The 12,137-nt window shown below is 72.9% G+C and carries 10 protein-coding genes; 4 read left to right on the top strand and 6 right to left on the bottom strand.

Going from position 1 to position 12,137, the window contains the following annotated elements:
* Nucleotides 1-32 precede the first annotated feature (32 nt).
* A complete protein-coding gene (locus ACFYXC_RS10580; RefSeq protein ID WP_388914559.1) occupies nt 33-440 on the top strand; it encodes a hypothetical protein in 408 nt (135 codons plus the stop codon).
* Nucleotides 441-575: 135 nt separating this feature from the next.
* On the opposite strand, the gene ACFYXC_RS10575 is transcribed toward ACFYXC_RS10580, so the two are convergent.
* Genes ACFYXC_RS10575 through deoC form a run of 3 tightly spaced genes read right to left on the bottom strand, consistent with a single transcriptional unit; the run spans nt 576 to nt 3,966 of the window.
* The gene (locus ACFYXC_RS10575; RefSeq protein ID WP_389549276.1) at nt 576-1,571 is read right to left on the bottom strand and encodes an aldehyde dehydrogenase family protein; all 996 of its coding nucleotides are present in this window, start codon (nt 1,569-1,571) and stop codon (nt 576-578) included.
* Nucleotides 1,564-3,000: an aldehyde dehydrogenase family protein gene (locus ACFYXC_RS10570; protein ID WP_389549273.1), complete on the bottom strand. Its 1,437-nt coding sequence runs from the start codon at nt 2,998-3,000 to the stop codon at nt 1,564-1,566. Before ACFYXC_RS10570 ends, ACFYXC_RS10575 begins: the two co-directional genes overlap by 8 nt.
* A gap of 6 nt (nt 3,001-3,006) precedes the next feature.
* On the bottom strand, nt 3,007-3,966 hold the full coding sequence (deoC, locus tag ACFYXC_RS10565; RefSeq protein ID WP_388914900.1) for a deoxyribose-phosphate aldolase: 960 nt from the start codon (nt 3,964-3,966) through the stop codon (nt 3,007-3,009).
* 506 nt (nt 3,967-4,472) lie between these two features.
* On the opposite strand from deoC, the gene ACFYXC_RS10560 reads away from it, so the two are divergent.
* Nucleotides 4,473-5,126: a PH domain-containing protein gene (locus tag ACFYXC_RS10560; RefSeq protein ID WP_389549270.1), complete on the top strand. Its 654-nt coding sequence runs from the start codon at nt 4,473-4,475 to the stop codon at nt 5,124-5,126.
* A 191-nt stretch (nt 5,127-5,317) separates the two neighbouring features.
* Entirely contained in the window at nt 5,318-7,024 is a 1,707-nt protein-coding gene (locus ACFYXC_RS10555) for a hypothetical protein (protein ID WP_389549267.1), read from the top strand.
* Between the two features lie 78 nt (nt 7,025-7,102).
* Here ACFYXC_RS10555 and ACFYXC_RS10550 read toward each other — a convergent pair whose 3' ends face one another.
* From ACFYXC_RS10550 to ACFYXC_RS10540, 3 genes are all read right to left on the bottom strand, one after another.
* Nucleotides 7,103-8,734 carry a phospho-sugar mutase gene (locus tag ACFYXC_RS10550; protein WP_389550000.1) on the bottom strand — a complete coding sequence of 544 codons (1,632 nt, stop codon included), beginning with the start codon at nt 8,732-8,734 and terminating at the stop codon, nt 7,103-7,105.
* Between the two features lie 281 nt (nt 8,735-9,015).
* Nucleotides 9,016-9,840 carry a purine-nucleoside phosphorylase gene (locus ACFYXC_RS10545; RefSeq protein WP_388914574.1) on the bottom strand — a complete coding sequence of 275 codons (825 nt, stop codon included), beginning with the start codon at nt 9,838-9,840 and terminating at the stop codon, nt 9,016-9,018.
* 136 nt (nt 9,841-9,976) lie between these two features.
* Entirely contained in the window at nt 9,977-10,414 is a 438-nt protein-coding gene (locus ACFYXC_RS10540; protein WP_388914577.1) for a gamma-glutamylcyclotransferase, read from the bottom strand.
* Between the two features lie 130 nt (nt 10,415-10,544).
* On the opposite strand from ACFYXC_RS10540, the gene ACFYXC_RS10535 reads away from it, so the two are divergent.
* Nucleotides 10,545-11,993, top strand: coding sequence for an NAD(P)H-quinone dehydrogenase (locus ACFYXC_RS10535; protein WP_388914581.1), 1,449 nt, complete (start codon nt 10,545-10,547; stop codon nt 11,991-11,993).
* Nucleotides 11,994-12,137: the final 144 nt, after the last annotated feature.

Below are 12,137 nucleotides of genomic sequence, written 5' to 3'. Positions count from 1 at the left end.
ATTACCTTGCGCAGCAGAAGGCGGCAGCAGCCATGGCACGACACTCGGCCTCGAAGAACCCGACCGTCCGGCGCGCGTTGCTGGCTCTCACGACCGCGGGGATCGCGGTGGGAGCGGGGGCGGCCTCGGCGGCAGCGGCGGACATCGACCCCGTGGGGGACGTGGTCCAGACGCGTCCGACCTCGCTGGGCAACATCGACCCGAAGGCCGGGCTCCAGGCGACGACGGGGATCGTGGGGTACGTGACCGGGCCGGTCGCGGGGCTGAAGCCCAACCCGCTGGCGGGCACGGGCGTGGACCCGCTCGACAACGGCCTCGGTACGCAGGTGGCGGACTTCCCGCCGCTGGCGACGACCATGCTCACGGGGCCGGTGGCGCAGGCCCAGTCGCTGGGCGCCGTCCCGGTGGTGGGCCAGGCGACCCAACTGCTGGGAGCCTGAACCGGCCGACGTACGGACGCGCGCACGGACCCCTCGCGGGAGACGAGAGAGAGCCGCGCCTCCCCCGGACGGTGGGGAAGCGCGGCTCTCCCGCTCCGGTGGGCCGAACCGTCCTTCTGGCCGGCGCGGTACGCCCTAGTACGACGAGCCGGATGCGCCCAGTGCGCCGGTCGGATGCCAGACCGTCTTCGTCTCCAGGAAGGCGGTGAGGCGCTCGATGCCCGGCGCGGCGAAATGATCCACAGGCTGTGGACGGAAGACGCGCTTGAGGTTGTCGGCGGCCGCGATCTCCAGCTCCTTGGCCAGCGCCTCGTCGGCGCCGGCCAGGTCGATCGCGTTGACGTCCTGGTGCGCCGCCAGCGGGGCCGCGATCTCCGCCGTCCCGCCGGTGAGGATGTTGACCACACCGCCCGGCAGGTCGGAGGTGGCCAGCACCTCGCCCAGCGACAGCGCGGGCAGCGGGGAGCGCTCGCTCGCGATCACGACCGCCGTGTTGCCGGTCGCGATCACCGGGGCCACCACCGAGACCAGCCCGAGGAACGACGACTCCTGCGGGGCCAGGACCGCCACCACACCCGTCGGCTCGGGGGTCGAGAGGTTGAAGAACGGGCCCGCCACCGGGTTGCCGCCACCGACCACCTGGGCGATCTTGTCGGTCCAGCCCGCGTACCAGACCCAGCGGTCGATGGTCGCCTCGACCTGCTCGGCGGCCTTCGACTTCGACAGGCCCTCGGCGTCGGCGACCTCGTGGACGAACTGGTGCCTGCGGCCCTCCAGCATCTCCGCGACGCGGTAGAGGACCTGGCCGCGGTTGTACGCGGTCGCGCCCGACCAGCCGCCGAACGCCTTGCGGGCGGCGACGACCGCGTCGCGGGCGTCCTTGCGGCTCGCGCGCGGCGCGTTGGCCAGCCACGTGCCCTTGCCCGCCGCGTCAGCGGCTGATGGTGCTGCGGTCACCTCGTACACCCGGCCGCTCTCGGAACGCGGGAACTTCCCGCCGACGTACAGCTTGTAGGTCTTGAAGACGCGCAGGCGCTGCCGCTCGGTCCGCTCGGTCTGCTCGATCCGATCGGCCTTCCCCGCCCCGGCGTTCTTCTCGCTCTTCTTGTTCTTCTTCGGCTTGTCAGACATCGAGGTACGCCTCCAGGCCGTGGCGACCGCCCTCGCGGCCGTGACCCGACTCCTTGTAGCCGCCGAACGGCGAGGTCGGATCGAACTTGTTGAACGTGTTGGACCAGATGACGCCCGCGCGCAGCTTGCTCGCGACCGCCAGGATGCGGGAGCCCTTCTCGGTCCAGATGCCCGCGGAGAGGCCGTACTGGCTGTTGTTGGCCTTCGCGACCGCCTCGTCCGGGGTGCGGAAGCTGAGGACGGACAGGACCGGGCCGAAGATCTCGTCGCGGGCGACGGTGTGGGCCTGCGTGACGTTCGTGAAGAGCGTCGGGGCGAACCAGTAGCCGGCGGACGGCAGCTCGCAGGACGGGGACCACCGCTCGGCGCCCTCGGCCTCGCCCTGCTCGACGAGCGTGGTGATGCGCGAGAGCTGCTCGGCGGAGTTGATCGCGCCGATGTCGGTGTTCTTGTCGAGCGGGTCGCCCAGGCGCAGGGTCGAGAGCCTGCGCTTCAGGGAGTCCAGCAGCTCGTCCTGGACCGACTCCTGGACCAGGAGCCGGGAGCCGGCGCAGCAGACCTGGCCCTGGTTGAAGAAGATGCCCGTGACGATGCCCTCGACGGCCTGGTCGATGGGCGCGTCGTCGAAGACGATGTTCGCGCCCTTGCCGCCCAGTTCGAGCGTGACCTTCTTCTTCGTGCCCGCGACCTGGCGCGCGATGGCCTTGCCGACCGCGGTCGAGCCGGTGAAGGCCACCTTGTTCACGTCCGGGTGTTCGACGAGTGCCGCGCCCGCGTCGCCGTATCCGGGGAGGATGTTGACGACGCCCCGGGGCAGGCCCGCCTGACGGCAGATGTCCGCGAAGAACAGGGCCGACAGGGGGGTGGTCTCCGCGGGCTTCAGGACGACCGTGTTGCCCGTCGCGAGCGCCGGGGCGATCTTCCACGCCAGCATCAGCAGCGGGAAGTTCCAGGGGATGACCTGGCCGGCGACACCCAGCGGGCGCGGATCCGCGCCGAAACCGGCGTGGTCGAGCTTGTCCGCCCAGCCCGCGTAGTAGAAGAAGTGCGCGGCCACCAGGGGGAGGTCCGCGTCGCGGGTCTCCTTGATGGGCTTGCCGTTGTCCAGCGTCTCCAGGACGGCCAGTTCGCGGCTGCGCTCCTGGATGATGCGGGCGATGCGGAAGAGGTACTTGGCGCGCTCGGAGCCGGGCAGCGCGGACCACTTCGCGAAGGCCCGGCGGGCGGCCCGCACCGCGCGGTCGACGTCCTCGGTGCCCGCCCGGGCGACCTCGGAGAGGACCTCCTCGGTGCTCGGGCTGACCGTCTTGAAGACCTTGCCGTCGGCGGCCTCGGTGAACTCGCCGTCGATGAAGAGCCCGTACGACGGGGCGACGTCGACGACGGAGCGGGACTCGGGCGCCGGTGCGTACTCGAATGCGGAAGCCATGATGGATCAGTCCACCGTCACGTAGTCGGGGCCGGAGTAGCGGCCGGTGGTCAGCTTCTGACGCTGCATCAGCAGGTCGTTGAGGAGCGAGGATGCGCCGAAGCGGAACCAGTGGTTGTCCAGCCAGTCCTCGCCCGCGGTCTCGTTGACCAGCACCAGGAACTTGACGGCGTCCTTCGTGGTACGGATGCCGCCGGCGGGCTTCACACCGACCTGGACCCCGGTCTGCGCGCGGAAGTCACGCACCGCCTCCAGCATCAGGAGGGTGTTCGCGGGCGTCGCGTTGACGGCGACCTTGCCCGTGGAGGTCTTGATGAAGTCCGCGCCCGCCAGCATGCCGAGCCAGCTCGCGCGCCGGATGTTGTCGTACGTGGACAGCTCGCCGGTCTCGAAGATGACCTTCAGGCGGGCGGCGCCGGAAGCCTCCTTCACGGCGACGATCTCCTCGTACACCTTCAGGTACCTGCCCGAGAGGAACGCGCCGCGGTCGATGACCATGTCGATCTCGTCGGCGCCCGCGGCGACGGCGTCCCGCACGTCGGCCAGCTTCACGTCGAGCGCGGCGCGGCCGGCCGGGAAGGCGGTCGCGACGGAGGCGACCTTCACGCCGGAGCCGGCTACGGCCTGCTTCGCGGTGGCCACCATGTCGGGGTAGACGCAGACGGCGGCGGTCGTCGGGGCCGTCCGGTCCGTGGGGTCCGGGTGGACGGCCTTGACGCCGAGCGCCCGGACCTTGCCGGGGGTGTCCGCGCCTTCCAGCGTCGTCAGGTCGACCATCGAGATGGCGAGGTCGATCGCGTACGCCTTCGCGGTCGTCTTGATGGAACGGGTGCCGAGGGAGGCGGCGCGCGCCTCCAGGCCGACCGTGTCGACGCCGGGCAACCCGTGGAGGAAGCGGCGCAGCGAGCTGTCCGACGCGGTCACGTCCGTGAGCGCGTGCGCTGCGGGGGGTGCGGTTTTGGGCATGGTCACCAGACGAGCATATCTACGCGCGTAGCGGCTGTACACCCCTGGGAGGGCTGCGCCCCGTCAGGGGCGCGAGGGCTGCGTGCTCAGCCCATGCGCGCCTGCGGGTGACGAGGGCGCGGGGGTGGTGCCCCGTCAGGGGCGCGGGGAACTGCGCGCTCAGCCCACGCTTGCCCGCAGGGTGTGTCGTCGTCGGGTGCGGGGCCGTGGGGGCTGGTCGCGCAGTTCCCCGCGCCCCTTGGGGGGTGCCCGCTTGGGTGTCGTTGTCGGGTGCGGGGGCGTGGGGGCTGGTCGCGCAGTTCCCCGCGCCCCTTGGGGGGTGCCCGCTTGGGTGTCGTTGTCGGGTGCGGGGGCGTGGGGGCTGGTCGCGCAGTTCCCCGCGCCCCTTCAGGGCGGTGGGGGCTGGGTGCGCAGTTCCTCGCGCCCCTTCAGGGCGGTGGGGGCTGGGCTTTCGTGTGAGCCCCCGGAGCGGAGCGTTTCCGTGGGGGTCAGGCAGAATCTGCCGTATGACGACCCCGGACCATCAGCCGCCCGCCCCCGACCCCGCGTACAAGGACCGGGTCTACCGGTCTCCCTCCGGTATCGCGGGTGGCGTGCTACTGCTGGCGATCGTCGGCTGGCTCGGTATCGACGCCCTGGTCACGGGCGAGGGCCGGACCCCCTGGGTGGCGCTCGCCACGCTGCTCGTCCTGGTGCCGCTGGTCGCCGCCTTCACCGTGCGCCCGGCCGTGTACGCGAACGAACAACGGCTGCGCGTCCGTAACCCCTTCCGGGTGATCACGCTGCCCTGGGGAACGGTCGAGACGTTCCGGTCCGGCTACTCCAACGAGGTGTTCGACACAGCCGGCACCAAGTACCAGGTGTGGGCCGTGCCGGTCTCCCTGCGGGCCCGCAAGCGCGCCGCCCGCAAGGAGGCGAAGGAGGCGAGGGCGGACGCGCCGGGCGCCCGGCGTACCCGCTCACCGCACCCCGCCCCGGTCGCCGAAGGCCCCGTACGTGCCCAGGGCGACCAGATCATCGACGAGCTGCGCGAACTGCTGGAGGCCCGCGGCAAGGACCCCCGGGCCCAGGGTGAGGTCTCGCTGCGGTGGGCCTACGAGGTCATGGCCCCGGCGGCCGCCGGCGCCGTACTGCTGGCGATCCTGCTGTCCTTCGGCTGAGCCGGACCCCGACCACCACCGGGCTCGGTACGAGCGCCGCTTGAGGCGATGGACACGCCGGTCCGTACGAGTGGGCGGCACCTGTCACCGGGGGCCGGGGCGCCCGCCGGACCGGGCGGGTGCTCCGGCCTCCGCTGACACCACCGGTGCCCGCGCCGGCACCGGCGTCACCCCGCGATCCAGGAGTGCATGTGTCGTACGACGAGCCGCTGAGACTGCCCGCGGCCGCGATACCCGACGACTGCCGGGACTGGACGGCCGGACGGGCCGCGGGCTGGTCGGCCGTGCTGCCGCCGCGCTGGACCTTCCTGCGGGTGCGCCGGTCGATCGCCGGCGCCGTGACCACCTTCGCGTTCTGCGCGGGCGCCTGGGCCGCGATGCTCGGCGGACTGTGGCCGTTCGTCGCGGCGGGCTTCGCCGTGTACGTCCTGTGGGTGCTCGCGCGGCCCGAGCTGGTCTGGGCCGGGGCACCCGCGCTGCTCCTCGGCCTGGCCGTGGAGGCGCCCTCGCTGCCCTGGGCCGTGACGGCCTTCGGGGCGCTCGTCGTGGTCGCCTCCTGGGCCGCCGTCGCCGTCCGCCTGCGGGCTCGCGGCGCCCAGCTGGAGCGGGCGCTGGAGGCCGCCGGGGACGGCACGGCACGGGCCCCGGACGCGGACGCCCCGGTGCGCCGCGGCCGATTCCTGATCCCGCTCGGCCTCGCGGTGCTCGGGCTCGGCGTGCTCACCGGTGCCACCGCGCAGCTGTGGGGTACGGCCGACGACCACCGCGGCTCCTGGGTCATGGCCTTCTACCTGGCCGGGCTGGGCGCGACCGCCCTGGTCTCGGCCTGGCTCGGCCGCCGCCGCTCCGTCGCGCTGCGCCGCACCCCGGCACCCGTACTGCGTGTCCTCGTGCGCGACGACGCGCAGGGCACCACGGAGGTGTACGCGGCGGACGACCTCGCGGCGCTGCGGCCGCTGTTCACGGTGGACCTGACGTCGTACGACGGTGACGCCGAGACGGACGGGGACGACGACGAACCGGACCCCGCCGGGACCGGGAACGATGCCCGGTCCGACACCGGGTCCGACGCCGACCGTGCGGAGGCCGTCGAGGAACTGGAGCGGCTCCTCGACGCGGTGGACGACGACACCCCGGGGCCGGTCCGCGAGGCCGTCCTCTTCGGCGCCCCCTACGACGGTGCCGAGGTCGTCGTCCTGAGCGCCGACGAGGACCCGGACCAGCCGCCGCTGACGGAGTGGTCGGCGGGACCCGTCCGCCCGCTGTCGCCGAGCGCCGGTGTGCGGCGCATCGCCAGGGCAAAGGCCCGCGAGGAACGGCACCGCCAACTGGAGACCCGGGCGAGGGAGTCGGCCGTGGACCGTACCCCCGCCCCGGTGCGCCGCTGGCGGGCCGGGTGGCTGGACTGGCTGGCCGCCGCGCTGCTGGTGCAGTGGGGCGTCTGGCTCTCCTGGACCGGGTTCACCGAGTCCGACCTGTCCCTGTGGAAACTGGGCCTGGTCACGGCCCTCGGCCTCTACGGAGCCGTCCGCGTCCCCGTGAAACTCGCCTGGCGCATCACGGCGGACCGCTCGGGCCTGTGGGTCACCGGGCTGCGCGGCCCGCGCCACGTTCCCTGGGACGACATCCGCTCCGTACGCCGCCGGTCCTTCGAACTGAAGCTCCGCTGGCGGGACGACGACTGGTCGGTCGCGGCGCCGCGCTGGGCCTGGTTCGAGCGACGCCGTGGCCTGGTCCATCCGTACGACGCCCTGGCGGCCGAACTGTCGGCCATGCGCAAGGACCCGGCACTGCGCCCCACCGGAGAGAGCACCGCGCCCGAACGGGGCCGCCCGCTGTGGCCCCTGGCCGTCGTGCTGGCCCTGGCGTGGGCGGCGGCGCTGGTGCTGTGGGGCTGAGGGACGCATCGGGCGAGGCGGCCCGGTGGGGCCCGCACACGTGCGGGCCCCACCGGACCATCGGGATCGCCGGGCCCCTCAGATACCCGCGGCCGCCGACAGGTCCCGCTTGATCGCCGACAGCAGTTCCGCCGCCGTCGCGCGGGCCGCCGGGAGACCGTCGTGGGTGCCGACCGGCACCACGACCTCCAGGTAGCACTTCAGCTTCGGCTCCGTACCGCTGGGGCGGACGACGACCCTGGCGCCGTCCAGCGTGTAGCGCAGGCCGTCCGTGGGCGGCAGCCGGTCCGTGCCGAGGGTCAGGTCCTCGGCCCGGGTGACGGCGAGGCCCGCGAGGCGCGTCGGGGGCCGCTCGCGCAGCCGGCGCATCGCGTCCGTGATGAGGGAGAGGTCGTCCACCCGGACGGAGAGCTGGTCCGTGGCGTGCAGGCCGTGCTCGACGGCGAGGTCGTCCAGCAGGTCGGGGAGCGTGCGGCCCTCCTCCTTCAGCTCCGAGGCCAGCTCGGTGACGGCGAGGGCGGCCGTGATGCCGTCCTTGTCCCGTACGCCGTCCGGGTCGACGCAGTAGCCCAGCGCCTCCTCGTACCCGTACCGCAGGCCCTCCACCCGGGCGATCCACTTGAAGCCCGTCAGGGTCTCCTCGTACGGCAGCCCCGCCGTCTCGGCGATGCGGCCGAGGAGGGAGGACGAGACGATCGACTCCGCGAAGGTGCCGCGCGCGCCCCGGCGGACCAGGTGCGCCGCGAGCAGCGCGCCGACCTCGTCGCCGCGCAGCATGCGCCAGTCGCCGCCGTCCTTGACGGCCGCGGCGCAGCGGTCCGCGTCCGGGTCGTTCGCGATGATCAGATCGGGGTCCGTCGCCCGGGCCTTCGCGAAGGCCAGGTCCATCGCGCCCGGCTCCTCCGGGTTCGGGAACGCGACCGTGGGGAAGTCCGGGTCCGGTTCGGCCTGCTCGGCGACGAGTTCGGGGGCGGGGAAGCCGGCCCGCGCGAACGCCGCCAGGAGGGTCTCCTTGCCGACGCCGTGCATCGCGGTGTAGACCGTGCGGGCGGTTCGCGGCGAGCCCGCGGTCAGTACCGCGTCCGTGCGCTCCAGGTAGGCGTCCAGGACTCCCTCGTCGAGGATCTCCCAGCCCGAGTCCGGGCGGGGGACGTCCGCCAGGCTCGCGACCGCGGCGATCTCGGCGGCGATCTCCGTGTCCGCCGGCGGGACGATCTGGGAGCCGTCACCGAGGTACACCTTGTAGCCGTTGTCCCGCGGGGGGTTGTGGCTGGCCGTGACCTCCACGCCCGCCACCGCGCCCAGATGCCTTATGGCGTACGCGAGGACCGGGGTGGGGAGGGGGCGGGGCAGTACGGCGGCCCGCAGCCCGGCGCCCGTCATGACCGCGGCGGTGTCGCGGGCGAAGTCGGCGGACTTGTGGCGGGCGTCGTAGCCGATGACGACGAGGCCGTCCGCCTGCCCCCGCGCCTTCAGGTACGCGGCGAGGCCGGCGGCGGCGCGGATGACGACCGAGCGGTTCATGCGCATCGGGCCGGCGCCCAGTTCGCCCCGCAGGCCCGCCGTGCCGAACTGGAGGGTGCCGGTGAAGCGTGCGGTGAGCTCCGCGGTGTCCTCGGCGTCGATGAGCTTGGCGAGTTCCTCGCGGGTGTCCGTGTCGGGGTCCTCGGCCAGCCATGCCTTGGCCCGCGCGATGAGTTCGTCCTGCAGCACGAGGGTCGACCTCTTTTCGTTCGTCGTACGTGTGTGTGTACCCCGGCCCGCCATTCCTTCGCCCCCGCCGCCCCTTCCCGTCCCGACCCCGGGGGCTGCCGCCCCCAGACCCCCGCAATCGCGCTTCGCGCTCGTCCTCAAACGCCGGACGGGCTGGAAAATCCAGCCCGTCCGGGGGCACCTCCCAGCGGTAGCTGGGGGAGTTTGAGGACCGGGGGTTCGGGGGCGGAGCCCCCGAGTAGTGACGGGAAGGGGTAGGGGCGGCGGGGGCGAGGAAACTACAGCCGGTCCAGGACCCGGGTGAGGAGCGCTCCCATGTGCGTGGCCGAGTCCCGGCCCGCCTGGAGCACCTCCTCGTGGTTCAGCGGCTCCCCGGTCATCCCCGCGGCGAGGTTGGTGACGAGGGAGATGCCCAGCACCTCGGCCCCCGCCTCCCGCGCGGCGATCGCCTCCAGCGTGGTCGACATGCCGACGAGGTCCGCCCCGATGACGCGGGCCATCCGGATCTCCGCCGGCGTCTCGTAGTGCGGGCCGGGGAACTGCGCGTACACACCCTCTTCGAGCGTCGGGTCGATCTCCTTGCACAGGGCACGCAGCCGGGGCGAGTACAGATCCGTCAGGTCGACGAAGTTCGCGCCGACGATCGGGGACGTCGCCGTCAGGTTGATGTGGTCGCTGATCAGGACCGGCTGCCCGGGGCGCATGCCCTCGCGCAGACCACCGCAGCCGTTGGTCAGCACGATGGTCTTGCAGCCGGCGGCGACGGCCGTCCGGACGCCGTGCGCGACGGCGGCGACCCCGCGGCCCTCGTAGTAGTGGGTGCGGCCGAGGAAGACGAGCGCGCGCTTGTCGCCGGTCCGGTACGAGCGGACCTTGCTGCTGTGACCCTGGACCGCGGGCGGCGGGAAACCGGGCAGATCGGTGACCTGGAACTCGGCTTCGGGAGCGCCGAGGGCGTCCACGGCCGGCGCCCAGCCGGAGCCCATCACCAGGGCGACGTCGTGGGTATCGGCGCCCGAGAGTTCCCGCAGGCGCGCGGCGGCGGCGTCGGCGGCGGCGTAGGGGTCGCCCTGGATGTCGTCCGGAAGAAGAGATGCGTTCACGCGCACGAGGGTAGCCGGTCCGGGCCTACGCGCGTAGATGCCGGTGGTCACGGGTTGGCGATCGTTGTCTTGTCGTTTCCGCCGGGGACCGCCGCGGGGAGTGCCGCCGGCGCTCCCCTCCGGCGTGTCCCGTGGGTCAGCAGGGGCGCTTGCGCAGTTCCATCACGTAGTCGTGCGGGGCGCCCGCCGACTCCGCCGCGTCCGCCAGCTCGCCGAGGTAGCGGGCCGAGGGGAGCCCTCCTTCGTACCCGTTGAGGACGTACAGCCACGCCGACTCCTCGCCCTCCAGCGTGTGGACCCGTACGCGCATCCGCCGGTAGACGTCGAGGCCGACACCCTCCCAGCGGTCCATGGACTCCTCGTCCGGGGGCGCGATGTCGTACAGGGCCACGAAGACCTGCGACCGCGGGGCCTCGACGATGGTCGCCAGCGCGCCCTCCCACCCCATGTGCTCGCCGCCGAACGTCAGCCGCCAGCCGTTGAGCCACCCCGTGGCGCGCAGCGGCGAGTGGGGGGCGCGGCGCGTCATGAGCCGCGGGTCGAGATTGCCGGCGTACGCGGCGTAGAGCGACATGGGACCGAGGGTACGGCAGCGACGCGTGTGCCTCTCCCGTGTCGGCGGCCCCGCGACGCACACCCGTCACACGTGTCCACGACCCCCGGACGGAGCCCCCGGGCGGAAGCACCGGGAGCCGTGCGGGACAATGGAGTACGTGACTCGGATCGTGATCATTGGCGGCGGACCCGGCGGATACGAGGCGGCCCTCGTGGCCGCCCAGCTCGGCGCGGAGGTGACCGTCGTCGACTGCGACGGTCTGGGCGGGGCGTCGGTGCTCACCGACTGCGTCCCGTCGAAGACCCTGATCGCGACGGCCGAGGTGATGACCACCTTCGACTCGTCGTACGAGGAGCTGGGGATCATCGTCGCCGACGACACCCCTCACATCGACCAGCCCGCGCGCGTCGTCGGTGTCGACCTCGGCAAGGTCAACCGCCGGGTGAAGCGGCTCGCGCTCGCCCAGTCCCACGACATCACGGCCTCCGTGACGCGTGCCGGGGCACGGGTGCTGCGGGGTCGCGGACGGCTCGACGGGCAGCAGGACACGGACGGTTCGCGCAAGGTCGTCGTGCGGGCCGCGGACGGCAGCGAGGAGACCCTCGTCGCCGACGCCGTGCTCATCGCCACCGGCGGACACCCCCGCGAGCTGCCCGACGCGCAGCCGGACGGCGAGCGGATCCTGAACTGGACGCAGGTCTACGACCTGGACGAGCTCCCGGACGAACTCATCGTGGTCGGGTCCGGCGTCACCGGCGCCGAGTTCGCCGGCGCCTACCAGGCGCTCGGGTCGCGGGTCACGCTGGTCTCCAGCCGCGACCGCGTGCTGCCGGGCGAGGACCCGGACGCGGCGGCCGTGCTGGAGGACGTGTTCCGGCGGCGCGGCATGAACGTCATGGCGCGGTCGCGCGCCCAGTCCGCCAAGCGCGTCGGGGACCGCGTCGAGGTGACGCTCTCCGACGGCCGTGTCATCACCGGCTCGCACTGTCTGATGGCCGTCGGCGCCATCCCGAACAGTGCGGGCATGGGTCTGGAGGAGGCCGGGGTCAAGGTCCGGGAGTCCGGGCACATCTGGACCGACAGGGTCTCCAGGACCACGGCCCCCGGCGTGTACGCCGCCGGTGACGTCACCGGGATCTTCGCGCTCGCCTCCGTGGCGGCGATGCAGGGCCGGATCGCCATGTACCACTTCCTCGGTGACGCGGTCGCCCCGCTCGACCTGAAGACGGTGTCGTCGAACGTCTTCACCGACCCCGAGATCGCCACCGTCGGTTACTCGCAGTCGGACGTCGACGGCGGCGTCATCGACGCCCGGGTCGTGAAACTGCCCCTGCTGCGCAACCCGCGCGCCAAGATGCAGGGCATCCGTGACGGCTTCGTCAAGATCTTCTGCCGCCCGGGCACCGGGATCGTCGTGGGCGGGGTCGTCGTCGCGCCGCGTGCCTCGGAGCTCATCCACCCCATCTCGCTCGCCGTCGACAACAATCTGACCGTCGAACAGATCGCGAACGCCTTCACCGTGTACCCGTCCCTGTCGGGCTCGATCGCCGAGGTGGCGCGTCAGCTGCACACCCGCAAGACGGCCGACGGGGCCTGAGGGCGACCGCGGTTCGCCGCTGGTCACGGGGAGCGCCGGGCCCGCGGTGCGGGCTCCGGTCACCCCGAGTCATTGCCCATTCGTGCGGCATAGTCGGTGTGATTAGGCGCGTATACCACTCCGCGACCTGCCATGCGAACAACT

This window comes from Streptomyces sp. NPDC002701 (genome assembly GCF_042889045.1).
In the GTDB taxonomy this organism is placed as follows: Bacteria; Actinomycetota; Actinomycetes; order Streptomycetales; family Streptomycetaceae; genus Streptomyces.
Note: the sequence above shows the minus strand (reverse complement) of the source record. Positions and strands in the feature narration are given on the sequence as shown.

Coding starts and splice junctions, on each gene's coding strand:
- ACFYXC_RS10580 (WP_388914559.1), top strand. CDS start 33: ATGGCACGACACTCGGCCTCGAAGAACCCGACCGTCCGGCGCGCGTTG.
- ACFYXC_RS10575 (WP_389549276.1), bottom strand. CDS start 1,571: ATGTCTGACAAGCCGAAGAAGAACAAGAAGAGCGAGAAGAACGCCGGG.
- ACFYXC_RS10570 (WP_389549273.1), bottom strand. CDS start 3,000: ATGGCTTCCGCATTCGAGTACGCACCGGCGCCCGAGTCCCGCTCCGTC.
- deoC (WP_388914900.1), bottom strand. CDS start 3,966: ATGCCCAAAACCGCACCCCCCGCAGCGCACGCGCTCACGGACGTGACC.
- ACFYXC_RS10560 (WP_389549270.1), top strand. CDS start 4,473: ATGACGACCCCGGACCATCAGCCGCCCGCCCCCGACCCCGCGTACAAG.
- ACFYXC_RS10540 (WP_388914577.1), bottom strand. CDS start 10,414: ATGTCGCTCTACGCCGCGTACGCCGGCAATCTCGACCCGCGGCTCATG.
- ACFYXC_RS10535 (WP_388914581.1), top strand. CDS start 10,545: ATGGAGTACGTGACTCGGATCGTGATCATTGGCGGCGGACCCGGCGGA.